This window comes from Nitrosomonas sp. Nm34, from assembly GCF_900113925.1.
Classification (GTDB): domain Bacteria; phylum Pseudomonadota; class Gammaproteobacteria; order Burkholderiales; family Nitrosomonadaceae; genus Nitrosomonas.
Genome location: NZ_FORD01000044.1, coordinates 1 through 21,019, shown reverse-complemented (window position 1 = coordinate 21,019; position 21,019 = coordinate 1). Strand labels below are relative to the sequence as shown.

The 21,019-nt window shown below is 40.9% G+C and carries 23 protein-coding genes and 1 tRNA gene; 20 read left to right on the top strand and 4 right to left on the bottom strand.

Annotated features, from left to right (window positions below):
- Positions 1–107 precede the first annotated feature (107 nt).
- From BM283_RS13600 to BM283_RS13545, 12 genes are all read left to right on the top strand, one after another.
- Positions 108–782 (top strand): NapC/NirT family cytochrome c, encoded by a 675-nt coding sequence (locus BM283_RS13600; protein ID WP_090694026.1) that lies wholly within the window; start codon positions 108–110, stop codon positions 780–782.
- Between the two features lie 287 nt (positions 783–1,069).
- Entirely contained in the window at positions 1,070–2,980 is a 1,911-nt protein-coding gene (gene thrS / locus BM283_RS13595; RefSeq protein WP_090694024.1) for a threonine--tRNA ligase, read from the top strand.
- A gap of 29 nt (positions 2,981–3,009) precedes the next feature.
- Positions 3,010–3,549 (top strand): translation initiation factor IF-3, encoded by a 540-nt coding sequence (gene infC, locus BM283_RS13590; protein ID WP_175492149.1) that lies wholly within the window; start codon positions 3,010–3,012, stop codon positions 3,547–3,549.
- 194 nt (positions 3,550–3,743) lie between these two features.
- Positions 3,744–3,941 (top strand): 50S ribosomal protein L35, encoded by a 198-nt coding sequence (gene rpmI / locus BM283_RS13585; protein ID WP_046848847.1) that lies wholly within the window; start codon positions 3,744–3,746, stop codon positions 3,939–3,941.
- Between the two features lie 11 nt (positions 3,942–3,952).
- Positions 3,953–4,312, top strand: coding sequence for a 50S ribosomal protein L20 (gene rplT, locus BM283_RS13580; RefSeq protein ID WP_090694019.1), 360 nt, complete (start codon positions 3,953–3,955; stop codon positions 4,310–4,312).
- Between the two features lie 85 nt (positions 4,313–4,397).
- Positions 4,398–5,417, top strand: coding sequence for a phenylalanine--tRNA ligase subunit alpha (pheS, locus tag BM283_RS13575; RefSeq protein WP_090694032.1), 1,020 nt, complete (start codon positions 4,398–4,400; stop codon positions 5,415–5,417).
- A 44-nt stretch (positions 5,418–5,461) separates the two neighbouring features.
- A complete protein-coding gene (gene pheT / locus BM283_RS13570; RefSeq protein WP_090694016.1) occupies positions 5,462–7,840 on the top strand; it encodes a phenylalanine--tRNA ligase subunit beta in 2,379 nt (792 codons plus the stop codon).
- Positions 7,841–8,084: 244 nt separating this feature from the next.
- On the top strand, positions 8,085–8,393 hold the full coding sequence (locus BM283_RS13565; RefSeq protein WP_074667896.1) for an integration host factor subunit alpha: 309 nt from the start codon (positions 8,085–8,087) through the stop codon (positions 8,391–8,393).
- Between the two features lie 407 nt (positions 8,394–8,800).
- Positions 8,801–8,877, top strand: a tRNA-Pro gene (locus BM283_RS13560).
- A 183-nt stretch (positions 8,878–9,060) separates the two neighbouring features.
- Complete coding sequence (gene surE / locus BM283_RS13555) at positions 9,061–9,810, top strand: 5'/3'-nucleotidase SurE (RefSeq protein ID WP_090694014.1); 750 nt, start codon at positions 9,061–9,063, stop codon at positions 9,808–9,810.
- Between the two features lie 40 nt (positions 9,811–9,850).
- Entirely contained in the window at positions 9,851–10,513 is a 663-nt protein-coding gene (locus tag BM283_RS13550; protein WP_090694011.1) for a protein-L-isoaspartate(D-aspartate) O-methyltransferase, read from the top strand.
- Between the two features lie 78 nt (positions 10,514–10,591).
- A complete protein-coding gene (locus tag BM283_RS13545) occupies positions 10,592–11,749 on the top strand; it encodes a peptidoglycan DD-metalloendopeptidase family protein (protein ID WP_090694010.1) in 1,158 nt (385 codons plus the stop codon).
- A gap of 177 nt (positions 11,750–11,926) precedes the next feature.
- On the opposite strand, the gene BM283_RS13540 is transcribed toward BM283_RS13545, so the two are convergent.
- Entirely contained in the window at positions 11,927–12,259 is a 333-nt protein-coding gene (locus tag BM283_RS13540) for a hypothetical protein (protein WP_090694007.1), read from the bottom strand.
- Between the two features lie 574 nt (positions 12,260–12,833).
- Here BM283_RS13540 and BM283_RS13535 point away from each other — a divergent pair.
- Genes BM283_RS13535 through BM283_RS13500 form a run of 8 tightly spaced genes read left to right on the top strand, consistent with a single transcriptional unit; the run spans position 12,834 to position 18,118 of the window.
- Entirely contained in the window at positions 12,834–13,283 is a 450-nt protein-coding gene (locus BM283_RS13535; protein ID WP_175492148.1) for a Na+/H+ antiporter subunit E, read from the top strand.
- Entirely contained in the window at positions 13,283–13,561 is a 279-nt protein-coding gene (locus tag BM283_RS13530) for an MrpF/PhaF family protein (RefSeq protein ID WP_090694002.1), read from the top strand. The genes BM283_RS13535 and BM283_RS13530 overlap by 1 nt, the downstream gene beginning before the upstream one ends.
- Positions 13,548–13,865 (top strand): monovalent cation/H(+) antiporter subunit G, encoded by a 318-nt coding sequence (gene mnhG / locus BM283_RS13525; protein WP_090693999.1) that lies wholly within the window; start codon positions 13,548–13,550, stop codon positions 13,863–13,865. The genes BM283_RS13530 and mnhG overlap by 14 nt, the downstream gene beginning before the upstream one ends.
- On the top strand, positions 13,858–14,103 hold the full coding sequence (locus tag BM283_RS13520; protein ID WP_090693997.1) for a Na(+)/H(+) antiporter subunit B: 246 nt from the start codon (positions 13,858–13,860) through the stop codon (positions 14,101–14,103). Before mnhG ends, BM283_RS13520 begins: the two co-directional genes overlap by 8 nt.
- A gap of 4 nt (positions 14,104–14,107) precedes the next feature.
- Positions 14,108–14,818 (top strand): MnhB domain-containing protein, encoded by a 711-nt coding sequence (locus BM283_RS13515; protein ID WP_090693995.1) that lies wholly within the window; start codon positions 14,108–14,110, stop codon positions 14,816–14,818.
- A complete protein-coding gene (locus BM283_RS13510; protein WP_090693993.1) occupies positions 14,815–15,180 on the top strand; it encodes an NADH-quinone oxidoreductase subunit K in 366 nt (121 codons plus the stop codon). Before BM283_RS13515 ends, BM283_RS13510 begins: the two co-directional genes overlap by 4 nt.
- The gene (locus BM283_RS13505; protein ID WP_090693990.1) at positions 15,177–16,619 is read left to right on the top strand and encodes a complex I subunit 5 family protein; all 1,443 of its coding nucleotides are present in this window, start codon (positions 15,177–15,179) and stop codon (positions 16,617–16,619) included. The genes BM283_RS13510 and BM283_RS13505 overlap by 4 nt, the downstream gene beginning before the upstream one ends.
- Positions 16,616–18,118, top strand: coding sequence for a proton-conducting transporter transmembrane domain-containing protein (locus BM283_RS13500; protein ID WP_090693988.1), 1,503 nt, complete (start codon positions 16,616–16,618; stop codon positions 18,116–18,118). The genes BM283_RS13505 and BM283_RS13500 overlap by 4 nt, the downstream gene beginning before the upstream one ends.
- Before the next feature lie 53 nt (positions 18,119–18,171).
- Here the strand turns inward: BM283_RS13500 and BM283_RS13495 are convergent, their stop codons facing one another.
- The 3 genes from BM283_RS13495 to BM283_RS13485 form a co-directional block, all read right to left on the bottom strand.
- Complete coding sequence (locus BM283_RS13495; RefSeq protein WP_217646530.1) at positions 18,172–18,471, bottom strand: hypothetical protein; 300 nt, start codon at positions 18,469–18,471, stop codon at positions 18,172–18,174.
- 268 nt (positions 18,472–18,739) lie between these two features.
- Entirely contained in the window at positions 18,740–19,537 is a 798-nt protein-coding gene (locus BM283_RS13490) for an HAD family hydrolase (protein ID WP_090693986.1), read from the bottom strand.
- A complete protein-coding gene (locus BM283_RS13485; protein ID WP_254776372.1) occupies positions 19,534–20,655 on the bottom strand; it encodes an L-threonylcarbamoyladenylate synthase in 1,122 nt (373 codons plus the stop codon). The genes BM283_RS13490 and BM283_RS13485 overlap by 4 nt, the downstream gene beginning before the upstream one ends.
- Positions 20,656–21,019 lie beyond the last annotated feature (364 nt).

The window sequence follows — 21,019 nt, the reverse complement described above, 5'->3', positions numbered from 1 at the left end:
TGTTTGTGGGTGAACCTAAATTCAAGTATCACGATGAATTCCAGGCCAGTGCCAAAGAAGGTGAAAAAGGAAAAGAAGAGTAAAACTGTGAAAAAAGGAAAAGAATAATGACCGCACTACAAAAAGGATCAATTGGCAGCCTGCTGATTGGCGGATTGCTGGGAATAGTATTGGTAGCCGTCGTATTCGGAGGGGAAGCTGCGCTTTCCACAGAAGGGTTCTGTACGAGCTGCCACTCGATGAGCTATCCGCAAGAAGAATTGAAGCAGTCCTCGCACTATGGCGCATTAGGTGTTAATCCCGGCTGCAAGGATTGTCATATTCCGCAAGGCATTGAGAACTTCCATCTGGCAGTGGCCACCCATATTGTGGATGGTGCGCGTGAGCTCTACCTTGAACTGGTTAATGATTATTCCACATTGGAAAAATTCAATGAGCGTCGACTCATCATGGCGCATGATGCGCGCATGAACCTCAAAAAATGGGATAGCATCACCTGCAGAACCTGTCATAAAGATCCGCAACCCCCCGGCGAAAGCGCTCAGTCTGAGCACAAGAAAATGGAAACTGAGGGCGCAACCTGTATCGATTGCCATCAGAACCTGGTCCATGCAGAAGTCCCGATGACGGATTTAAATGCGAGCCGAGCTGCTGGCAAGATGGTGTTGAAGCCGGAAGAAGGCGAGGAGGAGGCTGAGGATGAAGATGACGAGGAAGAGGGAAATAGTGAAGAAGCTAAAGAAAATGCTTCCGAAGAAGACTCCGATGAGGAAGATGATTAATTAAGTCTGATCCCGGAGAGATTAAAAGTTTAGCTCCTTTTGTTTCTAGTGAAACCCGCGTTGAGATGAGAGCTACGCGGGTTTCTTTATTTAATCCATTGCTAAATCAAAACTGACTTTGTCGGCTTCGCCATGCCGTATTATGGATACGGTCTGCGGCTTGCCTTCGCGTTATTTTTGATTTGGGAATAGAATAAGTCATAAAATAGAGCAAATGGTTTAAGTAGTTATTACTTTACTCAGAGTAAAAATACATTACTTGAATTACTTAACTAGAGGGAAAATTAGTGACTGTTATACGCTTGCCAGATGGTTCAAAAAGGGTATTTGATCGTCCAGTGACTGTATTAGAAGTTGCAGAATCGATAGGTACAGGTCTTGCTCGCTCAGCATTAGCGGGAAAGGTTAATGATAAATTGGTGGATTTGTCTTATCTGATTGAAGCTGATAGCAATCTAGCTGTTATTACTGAGAAGAATACTGAAGGTTTAGAGATCATAAGGCATTCGTGTGCGCATTTGTTAGCACAAGCTGTCAAGGAATTGTTCCCTGAGGCGCAGGTGACTATTGGTCCTGTTATAGAGGATGGTTTTTATTATGATTTTTCATATAAACGCCCATTTACACCAGAGGATCTCAACGAAATAGAAAAAAGAATGGTGGACATTAGCAGGCGGAACTTAAAGATTGAACGAAAGGAATGGGATCGTTCTGCTGCCATAAATTTTTTCAAGAATCAAGGGGAGCATTATAAAGCTCAAATAATTGAATCGATTCCTGAAGAACAAACCATTTCACTTTATTCGCAAGGTGATTTTACTGATTTGTGTCGCGGACCGCATGTGCCATCTACCTCCAAGCTCAAAGTTTTCAAATTAATGAAAGTAGCGGGCGCGTATTGGAGGGGTGATTCTCATAATGAAATGCTGCAAAGGATATATGGGACAGCATGGATAAAAAAAGATGACCAGGAAGCCTATTTGCAGCGTTTAGAAGAAGCTGAAAGGCGTGATCATCGGAAACTCGGTAGACAATTAGATCTGTTTCATATGCAAGAAGAAGCGCCTGGAATGATTTTTTGGCATCCCAAAGGTTGGGCTCTCTGGCAGCAGATCGAGCAATATATGCGTCAAATACTGAATCAAAATGGCTATTTGGAGATTCGTACCCCACAGGTTCTCGAAAGACTGTTATGGGAGCGCTCGGGCCATTGGGAAAATTTCCGCGAAAATATGTTTATTACAGAAGCTGAAGAGCGATATTTTGCCATCAAACCTATGAATTGCCCTGGACATGTGCAGATATTCAATCAGGGGCTCAGAAGTTACAGAGATTTGCCGCTACGACTTGCGGAATTTGGTTCTTGCCATCGGAATGAGGCGTCCGGGGCTTTACACGGTCTCATGCGCGTTCGGGCCTTTACTCAAGATGATGCGCATATTTTTTGCGCAGAGGAGCATGTGCAGGATGAAGTGATACAGTTTATTGATTTGTTACAGCGTGTCTATAAAGATTTTGGTTTTCATGAAGTATTAGTTAAACTTTCTACGCGCCCACAAAAAAGAGTGGGAACAGAAGAACAGTGGGATAAAGCAGAAATGGCGCTAAGCTCTGCATTAAATCTGAAACAGCTTGACTGGGAATTGCAACCAGGAGAAGGCGCTTTTTATGGCCCTAAAATCGAGTTTTCCTTGAAAGATAGTATTGGGCGGGTCTGGCAATGCGGCACTTTGCAACTAGATTTTTCGATGCCAAATAGACTGGGTGCAATTTATGTTTCTGAAGATAATTCGAAAAAAACTCCAGTGATGCTGCACCGTGCAATTCTAGGTTCCTTAGAGCGATTTATCGGTATTCTTATTGAAAATCATGCAGGTGCACTTCCGCTTTGGCTTTCTCCTGTTCAGGTGGTCGTTCTAAATATTTCGAAGAGCCAGATAGATTATGCTCAGAGTGTAGTAAAAGAACTCAAAAATCATGGTATTCGCGCAGATTCGGACTTGAGAAATGAAAAAATAAACTATAAAATTCGGGAACATAGTTTGCAGAAATTGCCATATCAAGTGATTGTGGGTGATACTGAAGTAAGGGATAATATGGTTTCCGTACGTGGGAGATCAAATATTGATTTAGGCCAGATGTCTCTACAGTCATTGATTGGTCGTCTAAAAGTAGAAATTTCAGAAAAGATAAATTAATAATTCTTATATAGCTTGGAGGAATTGCCATAAGCCAGGAAAAACATGTACGTATAAATGAGGAAATTAATGCCCCGGAGGTGCGGTTAATCGGTTTAGATGGAGAGCAAATTGGTGTTGTTACCCTCTCTATCGCAAATGCTTTAGCAGAAGAGAAAGGCGTGGATTTAGTCGAAATTGCGCCGGGGGCTCAGCCACCAGTATGCCGTTTGATGGATTATGGGAAATATTGCTATCAGGAAAGTAAAAAGAAACATGAAGCAAAGCTCAAACAAAAGCAGATCCAAATCAAAGAAATTAAATTTCGGCCAAATACTGATGAGGGTGATTACAACATCAAATTACGTAATTTGATTAATTTCCTGAATGAGGGTGATAAAGTCAAAGTTACTCTAAGATTTAGAGGTCGGGAAATGGCACACCAAGAGTTTGGTATTCGTCTTTTGGAACGAGTAAAAGATGATCTTCAGCAACATGCAGTAGTAGAACAATTTCCCAGGCTAGAGGGTAGGCAAATGGTAATGGTATTGTCACCTAAAAAGAAAGAAGTAAAAAAAGAAAAAAAGTAAATCGAAAAGATTAATATAAAAGAATAAAGTTTCAACAGCAGTAATATTTATGTGAGCATGTTCATCATTCAAATGATGTAATCGGATTAGTAAATTAATTGGAGTATTGATAAAAATAAGTGATTACAGGTTCCAAAGTTTTCTAATGAATAGAAACACCTTGAATCATACAAATAAAATAGAGGAGTTAAGCTATGCCTAAAATGAAAACCAAGAAAAGCGCTGCTAAGCGCTTTAAAGTGCGAGCTGGTGGCACTATTAAACGATCCCAAGCATTTAAACGGCATATTCTAACCAAGAAAACGACTAAAAACAAAAGACAGTTGCGTGGAACTGCTGGTGTTCATCCAAGGGACATAGCATCTGTGCGTGCTATGTTACCTTACGCGTAAGGAGGTTTGCGATGCCAAGAGTGAAACGTGGTGTAACAGCTCATGCGCGCCATAAAAAAATACTTAAACTGGCTAAGGGATATCGAGGCCGACGCAAAAATGTTTATAGAATAGCCAAAGAGGCGGTAATGAAAGCGGGTCAATACGCATACCGCGATCGCCGTCAACGAAAACGTCAATTTCGTGTTTTATGGATTGCTCGTATTAATGCAGCAGCACGTGAGCATGGGCTATCATATAGTAATTTTATGAATGGGATAAAAAAGGCTGGTATCGAGCTGGATAGAAAAGTGCTGGCAGATCTTGCTGTATTTGATAAAGCTGCTTTTGAGAAGATAGTAGAAAAGGCTAAAATAAATCTGGCCTCATAATTTATTTGAAAATAATAAGTTAAGGGAGATCAAGGATTAATGAACTTGATCTCCCTTTTTCTTGCATGATTTTGTATTACGTTTTATGAAAAATCTTGAAAATCTTGTAAATGAAGCAGTGGTTCTTATAGATAGATCAGAGAATGCAACTGAACTCGAGCACATAAAGGTTCGCTATCTAGGGAGGGAAGGAGAGCTCACTAAATTGCTTCGAGGGCTAGGAGAATTGCCGCAGGCAGATCGTCCTGTTATGGGCAATCTGATTAACCAAGCTAAAAAATCATTAGATGAAGCGTTAGCGCTACGCAAAAAAAATATTGAAGAAAAGGATATGGTAGCGCAACTAGAAGAAGAAACATTAGATGTAACGTTGCCGGGGCGTGGATTGGGTATAGGAGGGTTACATCCCGTTTCGCGAGTATTGTTGCGTATAGAGTCGCTATTTCGCTCGATTGGCTTTGCTGTCGCATCTGGTCCAGAAATTGAGACTGATTTTTATAATTTTACTGCGCTTAATATTCCACAAAACCACCCAGCTCGTGCAATGCACGATACTTTTTATGTGGACAGTATGAACTTATTGCGTACCCATACCTCGCCAGTACAAATCCGTTATATGAAAAATCATCGACCTCCTCTAAAAGCTATTGCACCAGGGCGAGTTTATCGCTGTGATTCTGATGTAACGCATACACCCATGTTTCATCAGGTAGAAGGACTATGGGTGGACGAGAACGTGAATTTCTCAGCTTTGAAAGGTGTATTGATGGATTTTATGCAAAAATTTTTCGAGCGTGATGATTTACCGATACGCTTTCGCCCTTCGTTTTTTCCTTTCACAGAACCCTCTGCAGAAATGGACATTGGTTGTGTCATGTGTGATGGGAAAGGCTGTAGAGTGTGCGGTAATACAGGTTGGTTAGAGGTGCTCGGTTGTGGCATGGTACATCCGAATGTTTTGAAGCATGGGGGAGTAGATACTGAAAAATATACCGCATTGGCCTTTGGTTTAGGAGTAGAAAGATTAGCAATGCTACGATACGGCGTAAATGATTTGCGGCTATTTTTTGATAATGATTTACGTTTTCTAGAGCAATTTAATTAAATAAATTTTCCTGTTAAAACCCGCCTTATTAGTAAACTATTGTCATGAGATTTTCAGAGAATTGGCTTCGTATGCTTGTAAATCCACCCTATTCGAGTAATGAGCTGGCGCAAGTTTTAACTATGGCTGGACTAGAGGTGGAAAATGTGGAAGCAGTAGCGCCACCTTTCGATAACGTGGTTGTGGCTGAAGTAATATCGATACAAAAGCATCCTGATGCAGATCGACTTAATGTGTGCCAAGTTGATACTGGAACAACCGACAATAAACTCATTCAAGTCGTATGCGGTGCGCCAAATGTTGAGGTTGGAGTGAAAGTACCTTGTGCCTTAATAGGCGCTCGTTTGCCAGATATTGTCATCAAGCAAAGTAAATTACGTGGTGTGGAATCTTTGGGTATGTTGTGTTCTGCAAAAGAACTAGGATTAAGTGAAAAAGCAGAAGGTTTGCTTTTGCTACCTAAGGATGCACCGAACGGTATGAGTTTTAGGGAATTTTATGCATTGGATGATCAAATTTTTACGCTTAAGCTTACACCTAATCGAGCAGATTGCCTTGGGATATTAGGTGTGGCGCGAGAGGTGGCAGCAATTACTGCCACAGATTTTGTTCCTCCAGAAATTGAATCAGTTAAGAGCGAAATCAATAATACTCTACCAGTGTATGTAGAAAAACCTGAGGCATGCCCACTTTATTATGGAAGAGTGATGCATGAAGTATCTCTTGCTGTAGCTACGCCTTTGTGGATGACTCAACGTTTGGAACGAGGCGGAGTACGTGCGATTAATGTAGTAGTAGACATTCTTAATTATATAATGCTGGAAATGGGTCAGCCCATGCATGCATTTGATTTAGCAAAAATTAAGGACGGGCAAGCAGGAAAAATTCTTGTGCGTTATGCAAAAAAAGGTGAGCATCTAGAATTGCTAAATGGACAAAAAATTGAGCTGCAGCCGGATATGCTGGTCATTGCAGATGAGAATGAACCTTTGGCTTTAGCAGGAATTATGGGCGGAATTGAAAGTAGCGTCCAACTGGGAACAACGGATTTATTTTTGGAAAGTGCCTTTTTTTCTCCCGAAGTGATAAGCGGCAAATCATTTCACTTGGGATTCAGCACAGATGCTGCACATCGGTTTGAACGAGGCGTAGATTTTGCTGTAGCTCGAGATGCCTTGGAGCGAGCTACTCATTTAATTCTGAGTATATGTGGCGGCAAAGCTGGTCCTATAACTGGGGTTAAAAATTTATTACCGAACCGTGACGTTGTTAAAGTTCGTCTGGAGCGTATAAAACAGCTGCTGGGAATTGATTTGGGAAGCGGACAAATTTCAGAAATTTTTAAACGCTTGAGATTTAATTTTTCTGTTGATGATGATGTGTTTTATGTTATCCCGCCATCTTATCGTTTTGATTTGGCAATAGAAGAAGATTTTATTGAAGAAGTCGCGCGCATTTATGGGTATGATCATATTCCTGCGAGTTTACCACGTGCAGAGATGTCAATGCTTCCAGAGTCTGAAGTAATTAACCTTTCTCCTGGCCGATTGAAAGAAATTTTAATGTGCCGAGATTATCAGGAGGTAATTAATTACGCATTCGTCGATGCCAATTGGGAATTAGATTTTGCGAATAATGCTGCACCAGTGGTATTGAAAAATCCTATTGCTAGTCAGATGAGTGTGATGCGTAGTAGCTTGATCGGGGGACTCATGGCTAATTTGCAATTTAATCTAAATCGTAAGCAAACAAGAGTTCGAATATTTGAAGTGGGTTGCTGTTTTATGAATAATCAAGGTCATTATCAGCAAACTGAGAATATTGCTGGTCTTTGTTATGGTAATGCAGCGCCAGAGCAATGGGGACAACCTGCTAGAAATATAGATTTTTTTGATGTCAAGATGGATTTAGAGTCTCTATTCTGGCCGGAACAGTTAAGATTTGAAAAATTCATCCATCCAGCTTTACACCCAGGAAAATCTGCTCAACTTTACAGAAACAAGGAAATTGCAGGATGGTTAGGGGAGTTGCATCCGCATTTGCAAAGAAAATATGATTTGCCCAGATCAGCAATATTATTTGAATTGCATATTGATTCTTTATCCACGAGAACGTTGCCAAAAGTTAAGAAACTTTCCAAGTTTCCTCCTGTACAACGTGATATCGCTATCGTGGTGGATAATCATATCAGTGCTCAGGAGTTGTTAGATAGTATGAATGCAGAGAAAGTCGATATTATTTCTGAAATTCACTTATTTGATATTTATAGTGGAAAAGGAATGGAAGCAGGCAAGAAGAGTTTAGCTTTTCGTATTTTATTACAAGATACAGAAAAAACCTTAGTTGACAAGGAAGTAGAGGAAGCAATTGCAAAATTGCTTAACGTATTAGAATCAAAATATAATGCTAAGCTACGCAGATAATCTTATCTTAAGTAAGATTATGAAGTGTGTATCTTGTTGATTTAATTATTAAAGGACATTTTAATGTCTTCCCTGCATGGATTTTTTATTGATTTCAAAATATCTATATCCATTTCTCAAGTGTGAAAAGTCTTTGATACGATAATTTTAAAAATAAAGCACTTAAAATAAATTTTATCTATGAGTTTCATAGAATCTTATTTTTGTGTACGTGCTAAAATTTGTTCATATAGGTGGGTTAAACATGGCGTTAACAAAAGCAGAATTGACTGATCTGTTGTTTGAAAATGTAGGACTCAATAAGCGAGAAGCTAAAGAAGTAGTGGAATCTTTTTATGAGGAATTACGCTTAGCTCTTCAAAAAGGGGAAGGGGTTAAGCTTTCTGGTTTTGGTAATTTTCAATTACGTACTAAACCTCAACGTCCTGGACGTAATCCCAAAACAGGTGAAGAAATTCCTATTTCAGCACGTCGTGTTGTTACTTTTCATGCGAGCCAAAAACTTAAGTCAATGGTAGAGAAAAACTATCATGGAAAAAATGAAACTAAATAGTATTTTTTCTTCCGTACCTATAAAAGATTGTTTTACAGCTTGGGGAGTAAGCAAATTATGTGGAGCTAAATCTCATATTTTGCAATAGCGGGACTCTTCACAGCATTGCCCGATTAAGTGGCGCGGAAATTGATTTTATCTATTATCCAGTATCAAGGAAGGCCTCACTTATTTGACATTTGAATGATATTGTGAATCTCGATTTTACTATAAATGGCACATCACTATTTGCAGCCTGTAGAGGTAAATTTTAATAGATGTGCTGGGGTTTCATATTATTTAAAGGTAGAAATGTTACTTATTAGATAGGGTGCAGCAATCAAGGATACAGAATCAATGCTTCTTTCCTGATTTGTCTTGTAAGTAATTCTAATGTTGGAGTTTGTATTTGCTATAATTTAAATCGTCGGGGCGTAGCGCAGCCTGGTAGCGTACTTGCATGGGGTGCAAGTGGTCGGAGGTTCAAATCCTCTCGCCCCGACCAGTTTAATTTATTATCATATGATGGGCAGCATATGATAAATAATTATTTAAATAATGTAGTGTAATCTCTTCTCATATAATGAAGTATGAATTTGGTAGGCGAGTTTATTTGAATCTCTTATGTATACTGAGGAGATTTATATAATATTTTGGCTTCTCATTAATTTCCAAAAAGTTAATTCAAATGCGCATATTGCTCAGTAATGATGATGGGTATTTTGCGCCAGGTCTTGCGTGTCTAGCTGAAACCCTCTCAAGTATAGCTGATATAATTGTGGTAGCTCCGGAGCGTGATCGTAGTGGGGCGAGTAACTCATTAACGCTCGATCGTCCATTGAGTTTTCGCAAGTCACATAATGGGTTTTATTATGTTAATGGCACGCCGACAGATTGTGTGCATCTGGCAGTAACCGGTATGTTAGATGATTTGCCGGATATGATCATATCTGGTATTAATGATGGAGCTAATATGGGAGATGATACAATTTATTCAGGTACTGTTGCTGCTGCGACTGAGGGATTTCTCCTGGGTATACCCTCAATTGCTGTATCTCTCGTAAGTGTTTCTAATGGTAATTTCTCCACGGCAGCAAATGTTACGTTGAATATGGTAAAACAGTTCATGAAAGAAAAATTCCATGTGCCTATTCTATTAAATATCAATGTGCCTGATGTTCCACAAGAGCAATTACAAGGGTTGGATGTCACACGCTTAGGACGCCGTCACAAGGCCGAAGGGGTAATTAAAGCTCACAACCCACGAGGAAATATTGTCTTTTGGGTAGGTGCCGCAGGTGCAGCGCAAGATGCCGGAGAGGGAACAGATTTTTTCTCAGTTCAGAATAATCGAGTATCCGTTACTCCATTGCAAATAGATCTTACCCGATATGATCAAATAGAATATCTAAAAGATTGGTTAGGGTTGCCATGCTAACTTTGTTTGTGTAGAAAAAAATATGATGGGAGATTGATTTGTGAGCATGCGTCATTCTGGTATTGGCATGACTTCACAACGGACGCGGATGCGAATGGTCGAGCGTTTACGTGAACAAGGCATCACCGATGAAAGGGTGTTAACTGTAATGAACACAATCCCTCGTCATCTTTTTGTGGAAGAAGCTCTGGCATCTAGAGCTTATGATGATGTGGCATTACCAATCAATTTTGGCCAAACAATTTCAAGCCCATGGACTGTAGCTAGAATGACCGAGCTCCTTCGTGCAAATTCCTCTCTTGGTAAGGTTCTTGAGATCGGTACTGGCAGCGGATATCAGACCGCAGTGCTTGCTCAACTAGCGCAGGAAGTGTATTCAATTGAACGTATAGGGTCACTTCTTACTCGAACACGTATTCGTTTGCGTGAGCTCAGAATTAACAATATTCATCTGAGACATGCGGATGGATTACTTGGTTTTCCTGAAGTAGCTCCCTTTGACAGCATTATGATGACAGCTGTTACCACACAAGTACCAGAATTACTCCTAGAGCAATTGATGATAGGCGGTAGAATAGTTTATCCGAAAGGAAGTCGAAAGCAGAATTTGTGTGTGATAGAGCATACTTCTCAGGGTTTTATTGAGACCATGCTAGATGAGGTGAAGTTTGTTCCGATTTTATCTGGTGTCATTAGCAAATAAGCGAAACAAGAGCATGATAGAGATGCTGGGTATTATGATCAGGAAAAAGCCTATTTAGGAATTTATGGAGTTATCACAATGGCTATCTTAATAGTAAAATCGAAATTATTTACTATTTTATCTGGCGTATTATTTGTTTTTCCTTATTTTTTAATAACTGGTTGCGTTGCACCCTACCCAGCTCCAGTAGTTGAGTCTCAAAGAAACTTAAATCAGACAATAGATAAGGCACCTGGTAAGCAAACCTACATTATTCAAAGAGGAGATACCCTTTATGGGGTAGCGCTCAGACATGGCATTGATTATAAGGAACTGGCGCAGTGGAATGGGGTTGTAAATCCTAATGCACTTAAGATTGGCCAGGAAATTGATTTGTCCGTGCCATCTAAGCAAAAGCTAGTTTCTCAACAGGAAAAAGTAGTAATACCAGAGCAAGCGACTACGGTGCAGCCGACACTGTATTCAGTTTCTCAGCCAATATTACCTTACGAGAAAACTAAGCAACTTCCGCCATCAGCTTCACAACCTGACGTAGAGGCATCAGCCAGTTCGATTGTAGCGGAACCGAAAGGAATCAAATTGCCCTATTCCGAAACAGCTGTGGCTCAGGTAAGAGTTTCTAATAGTACATCTACTTCGCTCCCTACTAAAGCGGAGACGGTAGCAATAGCTCCAGTAATACAGAAGCCAGAAATAGCTTCAACCATACAAAAAGCAGAAACGGTTTCAGTAACACCAAAAATAGAACCTAAAGCAGAGACTATAGCCGTAACTCCAGCAACACCCAATATAGCTATGGCTCCAACAACACAAAAAATTGTTGAAAATGAGAGCCCTCCAAGAAGTAGTTCTCAAAAGGTTGAAGCTAACCGCAGCAATATTAAGTGGAGTTGGCCAGCACATGGGCAACTGCTGAGCAGATATACTGAAAAAACCAAGGGAGTGAGTATTTCCGGTCAACCTGGCCAGCCCGTATTAGCATCTGCGGACGGAACAGTGGTTTATAGTGGTAGCGGACTACGCGGATATGGAAAGTTAATTATCGTTAAACATAATAATACTTACCTGAGTGCTTATGGGCACAATAGCAAGATTCTGGTTCGAGAAGGTGAAACTGTGACGAAAGGTCAAAAAATAGCAGAAATGGGAAATACTGATAGTGATATTGTGAAATTACATTTTGAAATTAGAGAGCGAGGTAAGCCTGTTGATCCTCTTAAGTTTTTATCTAATTAATTGGAAAACGGCCTTGTTACTGTTATAGAATTTGTGCGGTTGAAGCTGAAAGAGTGATAATAATTCCTGAGTTTATGGTTCATTATAATTGATGAGCCTGGTAATTTTAATTTGTAGTAGAAATTAGTGAGATCTTTATAAAACTTCCTATTTTTTCGAAAACTTTGGTCGAATCAATCAAGCTGATGCCACTACATTGCCCAAAGCGGCGGTCAGAAAACAACACAAAGGCACCAGGCTACCTGGCAACAACTCCACCAAGCGGTGGTAGCTCACCAACCCTGGAAAATAACCTCGCTGATACCTCAACACGTCATTCAGGTAATCGTGCTCAAACGTCCGATAACCGGATAGATGAAACCCCACCATGATGGTCATGACTTCACTTAGACACAGCGCTTCTCTCCACTGATGCCGTTTTAGCCATGATTTCGACAAATGCTGCTCCCAACGCGGCTCAAACCCTCTATAAAAATTATCACTCGCACAAAAAATCGTTATAGTATTCATTGGAGTCTGGTTCCTCTCGTGATGAAATTCTTTTTCCAAATCACTTCATCATAAGGAATTCAGGTTCCTTTTACAGCTTTTGTTATCCCGAACTCACGTTATTTTAAATGCTTGCGTGATTATTTTTTATAGCAGAAGGGTTATTCTTACCAACGCTATAGCCTGTTAGAAGAAATTGCATAAGTATAGGTTAATCAACATATTGCAAAATTTATAGAAAATATAGAAAAGCAATTGATGCAGAATTTCTATACACGAGACTCAATCAGAAATTGCTTCCTTCGTTTTATAGGATGATCAGACAATGGTGCAATGCATGTGGCCAAGCTGTGGTATTCTTTACTATCTTGCTTTTACTCGGGAAGGGAGTGTATGGAGGATCTCTTCCTGGCTTGCACTCCTCCTAAAAGAAGAAATATTCAAGGACAGACAAAGTTACGGGGAACAATGTTATCTGCCACTGGATAATACTCTCGTATTGAACTGGGCGGTATCCGGCTGATTTGTTAAAGCTGTTCAATTCTCTTGAGGTAAGAATATGATCTTGATCTTACGAACTACTCTTTGGAGATCCATGTTTTTTACCGGTGTTTGGTGGATTCTGATACAAGGCAAGACAGACACTTGGTTTGTGGGCTTGATCAGTATTTCGTTGGCACTGGTGACTAGCTTCATTTTACTGCCGCCGAATCAATATAGGTTCTCCTTCTCAGGCTTTGCCCATTTTTTAATCTATTTCTTTGCATCGTCACTGAAAGGCGGTATTGCTGTAGCCTGGATGGCTATACGCCCGAATCCTGATCTTCATCCCAACATATATAAGATTACTCCACGTTTGCCAGAGGGCTTGGGACGAGTGATTCTAGCTAATACCATAAATTTGCTACCAGGCTCATTAAGCGTAGAGCTAACTTCCAGTAATTTATATGTACATGTGCTGGATGAACGGCAATCTATAGAAACAGAAGTACGGAGTATTGAAGAAAAAATTGCACACATGTTGCGCTTAGAACTGAAAAATTAATGAATAGTCTTAATCAACTCCTCGCGGTGTTTATACTTGCCACTTTATCAATTGCTTTAGTGCGGGTGGCACGTGGACCTACAACTGCAGATCGTCTGCTGGCAGCTCTACTGTTCAGTACGTCCGGTGTGGCAATATTGTTATTATTAGCCTTTATTGAAGAGACACTAATACTTTTAGATGTTGCCTTGATATTTTCTTTGCTCGCAGTCATCTCTGGCGTAGTCTTTGCTCAGCGTGCTTGGCGAACAAAAGAGGAAAAAAATGAATATTCTTGAGTTATGCAGTATTGTTTTTCTAGTGGTAGGGGCTATTTTTTTCTTAGCGGGCACCATAGGGTTGTTGCGCTTTCCTGATGTTTATACTCGATTGCAAGCCTTAGCCAAAGTGGATAATCTGGGACTGGGTTTCACCAGTATCGGCTTACTATTTCAAGCCCCAGAATTGATGATTGCCATGAAGATTATTCTGATCTGGTTACTAACCTTGGTTGCGAGTTCCACAATAAGTTTCCTTATTGCCAGACGTGCAATGAAGAGAGGAGTTATTCCATGGAGAGCGAAGGAGCATATAATTGAGTAGTAGCTTGATCCTGGATTTATTATTGGCTGCTATCTTACTTTGGATTGCCATAAGGTCATTGATTACTCCAGATTTATTTCATGCAATAGTGTTATTCATGATTTTTGGCTTACTTATGGCATTAGCTTGGGTTCGGCTTGATGCTCCAGATATCGCGTTAGCTGAAGCTGCAATTGGTGCTGGCCTTACTGGGGCACTGTTGCTGGATACAATAGGATATTTAGACAGAGACCATTAAAATCATGTCAATGAAGAGCTTGCTTAATACTCTGGTTATAATTTTTTCCGCTACTTTGGGAGCAACGCTGATTTGGGCTATCTTAGAATTGCCGCTTTCAAATCACATTCATTTATCCGGGCAAGTACTGGCACAACTTGATACTACGGGTGTAAGACATCCAACAACAGCGGTGCTACTCAATTTTCGTGGTTTTGATACGCTACTGGAAGTAATGGTATTGCTATTAGCTTTGCTAGGGGTCTTGGATCAAACAAAAAAATGTACTCAAAAAAATTTAAGTATAAGCATTCGCTTAACTCAGTCCTACTTCCAAACTCTGGTGTGGTCAGCACGTGTGCTTGTGCCGGTAATGGTTCTGGTGGCAGGTTACCTGCTAGCGGTAGGGGAATACCAACCGGGTGGGGCATTCCAAGCGGCTGCTGTTCTTGCTGCAGCAGGTGTATTGCTGAATTTGTCTGGCTTATTCCCTTCCTGGAGAGAGCTGTCATGGGGGTTCCGTGCAGGGTGTATCTTCGGTTTGCTATTGTTTTTGCTAATCGCTGCAATAACATTGTTTCTATCCCCTGGCGTGCTACTGCAATATCCAATAACTTTAGCTGGCATGTTTATATTGATAATTGAGGCGGGGCTTACCTTATCTCTTGGACTTATTCTGGCAGGGTTCTTTTTATTATTATCTGATGAAGTAAATAATAAGGAGGTTGATGAATGACAGGCACACTTATTTATGCCTGTGTCGGCGCTGTATTGTTTGTTTGCGGTGTGACAGGATTGATTCTGCTGCCACATCTGCTACGCAAAGTATTAGCTTTTAATATCATGGGTAGCGGTATATTTCTTATGCTGGTGGGTTTAGGACAGCACGATAATATATCAGACCCCATACCACAGGCTATGGTTCTTACCGGAATTGTTGTGGCTGTTGCTGCTACAGCTTTGGCTTTAGCTTTCGTTCGGCGGTTATTTTATCTTACCGGCAAAGCACAATCAGTAGCGAATTTGAAAAGCTTAGATCAAACCGAGGAAAAGCTCATAACGATGGAGAGAAATAAGGAAGGGGATGCGTCCAAGTGAGCGATCCTATACCTTGGCTGATTTTGCTGCCTTTACTATGGGGATTGCTATCTTTTCTGCTAGGTGCGAGGCGGGGAGACCAAGTAGCGGTCGTATGTTTGGTAATTCAGCTAGCTTTGGTAGCATTATTAGTAGGGCAAGTTGTCTCGGAGGGGAGGCAGTATTATGCCGTAGGTGGTTGGGGCGCTCCTCTTGGAATTAATTTGCACGTAGATGGTCTGGCTAGTGTAATGTTATTGCTTACTCATGTGGTAATTCTGCCACTAGGGATTTATGCGCGCTATTATTTTTCTCATGATGTCAAGGGTGTCGGTTATTTTTGGCCCATGCTCGGTTTTATGTCAGCAGCTATAAATACGTTGTTTATGTCTGATGACATATTCAATATATACGTTACTATAGAATTATTAGGCTTGGCGGCAGTTGGACTTGTCGGAATAGCCGGCAATACAGAGTCGATATTGGCAGCTATACGCTACCTGCTGGTTACTTTGCTTGGTTCAGGTGTTTATTTGGCTGGTGTTGCGCTGATTTATGGAAGCTATGGCAGTGTATCGTTAACTGTGCTAGAGCCATTAATTGAAAATGAAGTTTCTGTGGCAGTATTCCTCGCAGCTATATTGATGCTGGTCGGATTATTGCTTAAAACAGCTTTATTCCCTTTTCATTTCTGGTTACCATCAGCTCATGGTGGGGCGCTCACACCAGTATCAGCCTTGCTTTCGGCATTAGTCATTAAAGCTTCTTTTTATCTCATCCTGCGCATGTGGCTTGGCGTATATGCTCCATTGGCGACAATACCGACAGCTCAACTGCTGGGGGGGCTGGGTGCGGTGGCCATACTGTGGGGATCAGTTATGGCATTTAATCAAACACGACTGAAGATGTTGATAGCTTATTCTACTGTTGCTCAGATTGGCTATTTTTTCTTACTTTTTCCTTTGATTACTGAGGTTGGCTCAGGAGCGGCCGAAATTGCAATGCAGGGCGGTGTGATTCAGCTTGTGGCGCATGCTTTAGCCAAAGCGGCAATGTTTGCCGCCTCTGGCGTAATGATACTATCGATGGGTAAGGATAACATAGCACTGCTAAGCGGAATTTCCAGTCGTTTACCACTTACTCTGTTTACTTTTGCTTTGGCAGGAGTAACCCTCATGGGGCTACCCCCTACCGGGGGGTTTATAGCTAAGTGGTTAATGGTTAGCAGTGCTGTGATTAGTGGCCAATGGATCTGGGTAGTAGTAATGATTCTGGGAGGATTGTTGAGTGCAGGGTATGTATTTAAAGTGTTGCGCCAAGCTTTGTTGCCAGCCGCAGCGGAGATGAAATTCAGACCTGTAAATCCTCCTCTGGAATGGCCTGCTTTTTTGCTTGCTTTTATGAGCCTGTCGTTGAGTTTTGTATCGGGTAATGTTTTAAATATACTGGGGGCGGGTTGAGCGTCAACGAGTGCCTGCTTTTGCTCGTGCTGGCCAGTTCTCTGGTGCCAGGCGTTATCATTTTCTTTCTGCCAGAGTCACGCATTCGCTTACGCACTCTATTAAATCTGACGGGAGCAATTCTCAAGCTGCTGCTGATAGGATACATGCTATGGGGCATTCAGCATAATCAGATCTATATTTTTCGTCACAATTTACTACCTAATCTGGAACTAGTACTAAAGGTAGATGCGTTAGCTGCACTCTTTGTCACCTTGTCAGCAGCACTATGGCTCTTGACGACCTTTTATGCTGTCGGTTATTTAGAACGCTCGCCTCATCGTAGCCGCTTTTTTGGTTTCTTCAGTCTTTGTGTTACTGCTACTGTGGGTGTGGCAATGGCGGGTAATCTGTTTACTTTCTTTATTTTCTATGAACTGCTGACACTATCCACCTATCCTTTGGTAGTGCACCGAGGGACAGAAGCAGCCATTCGCGCTGGAAACATCTATCTGATCTATACACTTTCTGGGGGAGCAGTATTGCTGGTAGGTATAATCTGGCTGTACAGTCTGCTGGGCCAAGTTGAGTTTATTTATGGTGGTGTGGTAGCTGCATTAGATTCAAAATATTCGCCTCAGTTACAGATAATTTTTCTATTACTTATTATTGGATTGGGTGTAAAGGCTGCCTTGGTGCCGTTACATGGCTGGCTGCCGCAAGCGATGGTGGCACCAGCACCAGTATCAGCTTTGCTTCATGCAGTGGCCGTCGTAAAAGCAGGGGCTTTTGGTATCATACGAATTGTATATGAAGTTTATGGTGTGGAATATTCGCAAAGCATAAATTTGCTCACACCGCTTGCTATAGCAGCTTCGATTACTATTATCTGGGGGTCACTGCGTGCTCTTTGGCAGGACGATTTAAAACGGCGACTTGCTTATTCCACTGTCAGCCAAGTCTCATATATTGTTCTTGGAGTGAGTTTGTGTAGCCCAGTAAGTACTATTGGTGGAATTGTTCATCTTGTTCATCAAGGGATCATGAAAATTACCCTCTTTTTCTGCGCTGGTAATTATGCTGAGACCTTAGGTATCCATAAAATAAGTGAGATGAATGGAGTCGGATGGCGCATGCCATGGACGTCATTAGCTTTTTGCATAGCTGCACTTGGTATGATGGGGGCACCATTGACAGCGGGCTATATTAGTAAACTCTATCTCAACCAAGGTGCAGAGATAGCAGATCAGATGTGGGCAAGCTGGGCATTGACTGCTTCAAGCATCCTTAATGCAGCTTATTTTTTGCCAATCATGTATCGGTTCTGGTTTAAAGCTCAGCCCCAAACTTGGGTACAAGAACGTATTCATGCCAGGGGACGATGGGAAACTCATGGGCTCTTACTGATACCGCCTCTTGTTTCTGCTGCTGCAACTTTAGTAGCAGGCATATTTGCTGATACCGACTGGAGCCCATTATACTGGGTGAAATTGATTGTTAAACGTGAATATTTGCCTTAATGTCATCTTCTTTCCTTAGTAAAAAAGCAAATACTGATCTTATTAAATGCAAATTAAGAGCTAACTCGTAAATAATTCCAGAAAAATAGAGCCGCAGCCAGCTTTCCGAAGACATGCACCATAAGCCCTTTATAAGAACGAACTTTGCTGGCACATTCAATGCCTGTCTTTTCTTCAATCCAGTCAAATAATGCTTCAATCGGTTGCCGCACGCAAGACACCGCGGTAGACAACCATTGACCCTGTAGTTCGAGGCAGGGTTGCCCTTTTTGTTTTTTAACGGGTATCAAGACAGTCAGATTCTGAGCTTGCCTGACCTCTTCGGCGTCGGGCCGTTCAATTCCAATTCCCAATAAAAAATGTAGAAGCAGGGTGCGCGTATAGGTAGTTAGGAAAGCGATACTTGATCGGCAAGCGTTATCAGTAGGACCTGGTCATCTAGACAGAGCGAAACTGCCATATCTTGACGAGCCGACTACCAGCTAAGCATGCTAAAGAGATAATAGAAAGGATCAGCACTCTGTCACATTCCTACAAGTACAAATATCAAAAGCTATACCTTGAATTTGAATCCACAGCCAATTAAAAAACTTTAATAGTTGAATTATTATCGTGCTAGAACTATAAAGTTTGCCGATCATTAGGTACTAATAAAGTCATCAAGGTCGAGACATCAATCCATCTGCTATTGAGGTTAGCAATATCACCTGAGATAATAGAAGGCAAATTGCTCGGTTCTCCCAGATCAGTTAAAACCATTGCTGCACCATTGAAATTTTGTGAATATGTATATTCACTTATCGTGATGATAGTTTTAATTCCTGCGGCATAGGAGGACTGTAATCCATTTTCTGAATCTTCAATTGCGATGCATTGTTGAGGCGGTAGCCCAAGTTCTTTAAGTGTCCAGTGATAAATGTCTGGCGCAGGTTTTTTTTGGGCTACGATATCTCCAGCACCAATAACATCAAACCAACTAAGAGATTCTTCCCCCAGTGTATATTTTAATAGAGAAGTTACATTTTCTAATGTTGTGGTTGTAGCAATTCCTATTTTTATTTCATTTTCACGCAATTCATAAATTAGTCGTGCTATACCAGGGCGCAGGGGAATGTTCCCTTTTGCTAATAAGTTAACAAAATATTTAGTTTTAGTTTTATGTAATTCAGCGATCCAATTAGACAAATCACGCTTGCTTAATATGTCGGGCGCGTATTTTTCAATGTAATAGCGGATACGTTCTTTGCCACCGGTAATTTTGAGTAATTTACCATATAGTTCAGTATCCCAATGCCAATCAAGTTCAAACTCTTTAAATGCAGCGTTAAAAGCAGGGCGATGCCCGTCTCGTTCTGTTTCGGCAAGAGTGCCGTCAACATCAAATAGTACTGCAGAAAGCGGGATATTATTTTTTTTCATAGATGAATTGATGTTTTATAGCTGGCACGTTGCAGACGATCAGAAATTGCTAGCCATGCTGGGTCTGTAGGAGGAGTTTCTACTAATATGCAAAAAAAATTGTCTTGATCTAGTTCACGGAGTGTCGCATATAATTGATGGCCATATTCGATCGGATCAGCCGGCATTAAGAAAAGATGAGTATTTTCATTTATAATTTGGGAGAAATAATCGGAACCAGACCATGCAATTAGAGCAGTTCTTAGCCCACTTTTATTCAATTGCTGTGCACGTTGTTGAATGTATTCGGTGGGCCAAACTTCGAGAGATGTCATGGGAGCGTAATGGGAGGATAAACCACCCGGAGCCCGTAAAGATGTATTTAGGTTTTCTTTCAATTTAATTTTTTGTTTTAGTATCTCTTCAAGTGATTCTACAGGAATACCGCCGGGTCGCAAAAGAACAGCTTCTGAATGATAAAAGCTAATAATGGTGCTTTCCAGGCCGACTCTACAAGGTCCTCCGTCCAAAATCATGCTCACTTCACTGCCAAATTCTTCATATACATGATTTGCCGAAGTGGGGCTTATTCTACCAAAGCGATTTGCTGAAGGTGCGGCAAGCGCTTTATTTTCCCCGAGTGCTTTTAGTAGAGCAAGTGCAATGGGATGATCGGGAATGCGTAAGCCGACAGTATTTTGGCCGCCCGTTACATTAAGCGGTACATGTGAGCTTCTGGGCAGGATTAGGGTAAGAGGCCCTGGCCAGAAATGCTCGGCTAATAACCAGGCTGAATCCGGAATATCAATTGCCCAATAATCTAATAAATGTACCTCTGCGAAATGCACTATAAGAGGATGGTCGACAGGTCGACCTTTTATTTCAAAAATTTGATTTATCGCTGAAACATTGGTGATATCAGCTCCGAGTCCATAAACAGTTTCTGTAGGAAAGGCGACGTTTTTACCCGCTTTTAGAAGAGTAACAGCCGCAGTAATTTTATCATTCAGCGAAAGTAATGATTCTCGATTACTCATACTTTTGGTAAATAAATATACACAAAAAACAAAAATTGTGTTTTCTCTTTTAGCGCTAGTTTTAGAATTCTGGATTAATGAGTGCCGTATCCATGATGTCACTGTCTGATATGGGCATGGTAAGTAAGAGATTATTGTTAAATATCAAATGCAACGACGCAGACTATCGTTTCTAGGTAATCTTACTAAATTCTATTGTAGGTTAATTAAGAGCGCTTGCAGATAATTAAAGTTCGCAAGGAGCATGTCATATTTTAAATGATTTTACCTAATTTCAAAATCAGGAAATTCGTTTTGTCGACCTTTGTTCAAAAAAGAATTAAAAAATTTAAATTCTGAAAGGGCAGCCGACAACCGATCCTTTGCCCAAACTATTGAAGTAGTAATAAAAATTAATTTTTTCTGAAATACCCTGCTATAAATATGGAAAAACTACTTGACTAAAACGATGAAGGTGACTAGCCTG

Bases quoted from the DNA above. Each gene is read 5' to 3' on its own strand.
- BM283_RS13600 (WP_090694026.1), top strand. From the start codon at position 108: ATGACCGCACTACAAAAAGGATCAATTGGCAGCCTGCTGATTGGCGGA.
- rpmI (WP_046848847.1), top strand. From the start codon at position 3,744: ATGCCTAAAATGAAAACCAAGAAAAGCGCTGCTAAGCGCTTTAAAGTG.
- rplT (WP_090694019.1), top strand. From the start codon at position 3,953: ATGCCAAGAGTGAAACGTGGTGTAACAGCTCATGCGCGCCATAAAAAA.
- pheS (WP_090694032.1), top strand. From the start codon at position 4,398: ATGAAAAATCTTGAAAATCTTGTAAATGAAGCAGTGGTTCTTATAGAT.
- pheT (WP_090694016.1), top strand. From the start codon at position 5,462: ATGAGATTTTCAGAGAATTGGCTTCGTATGCTTGTAAATCCACCCTAT.
- BM283_RS13565 (WP_074667896.1), top strand. From the start codon at position 8,085: ATGGCGTTAACAAAAGCAGAATTGACTGATCTGTTGTTTGAAAATGTA.
- surE (WP_090694014.1), top strand. From the start codon at position 9,061: ATGCGCATATTGCTCAGTAATGATGATGGGTATTTTGCGCCAGGTCTT.
- BM283_RS13545 (WP_090694010.1), top strand. From the start codon at position 10,592: ATGGCTATCTTAATAGTAAAATCGAAATTATTTACTATTTTATCTGGC.
- BM283_RS13540 (WP_090694007.1), bottom strand. From the start codon at position 12,259: ATGAATACTATAACGATTTTTTGTGCGAGTGATAATTTTTATAGAGGG.
- BM283_RS13535 (WP_175492148.1), top strand. From the start codon at position 12,834: ATGTTTTTTACCGGTGTTTGGTGGATTCTGATACAAGGCAAGACAGAC.
- BM283_RS13530 (WP_090694002.1), top strand. From the start codon at position 13,283: ATGAATAGTCTTAATCAACTCCTCGCGGTGTTTATACTTGCCACTTTA.
- mnhG (WP_090693999.1), top strand. From the start codon at position 13,548: ATGAATATTCTTGAGTTATGCAGTATTGTTTTTCTAGTGGTAGGGGCT.
- BM283_RS13515 (WP_090693995.1), top strand. From the start codon at position 14,108: ATGTCAATGAAGAGCTTGCTTAATACTCTGGTTATAATTTTTTCCGCT.
- BM283_RS13510 (WP_090693993.1), top strand. From the start codon at position 14,815: ATGACAGGCACACTTATTTATGCCTGTGTCGGCGCTGTATTGTTTGTT.
- BM283_RS13490 (WP_090693986.1), bottom strand. From the start codon at position 19,537: ATGAAAAAAAATAATATCCCGCTTTCTGCAGTACTATTTGATGTTGAC.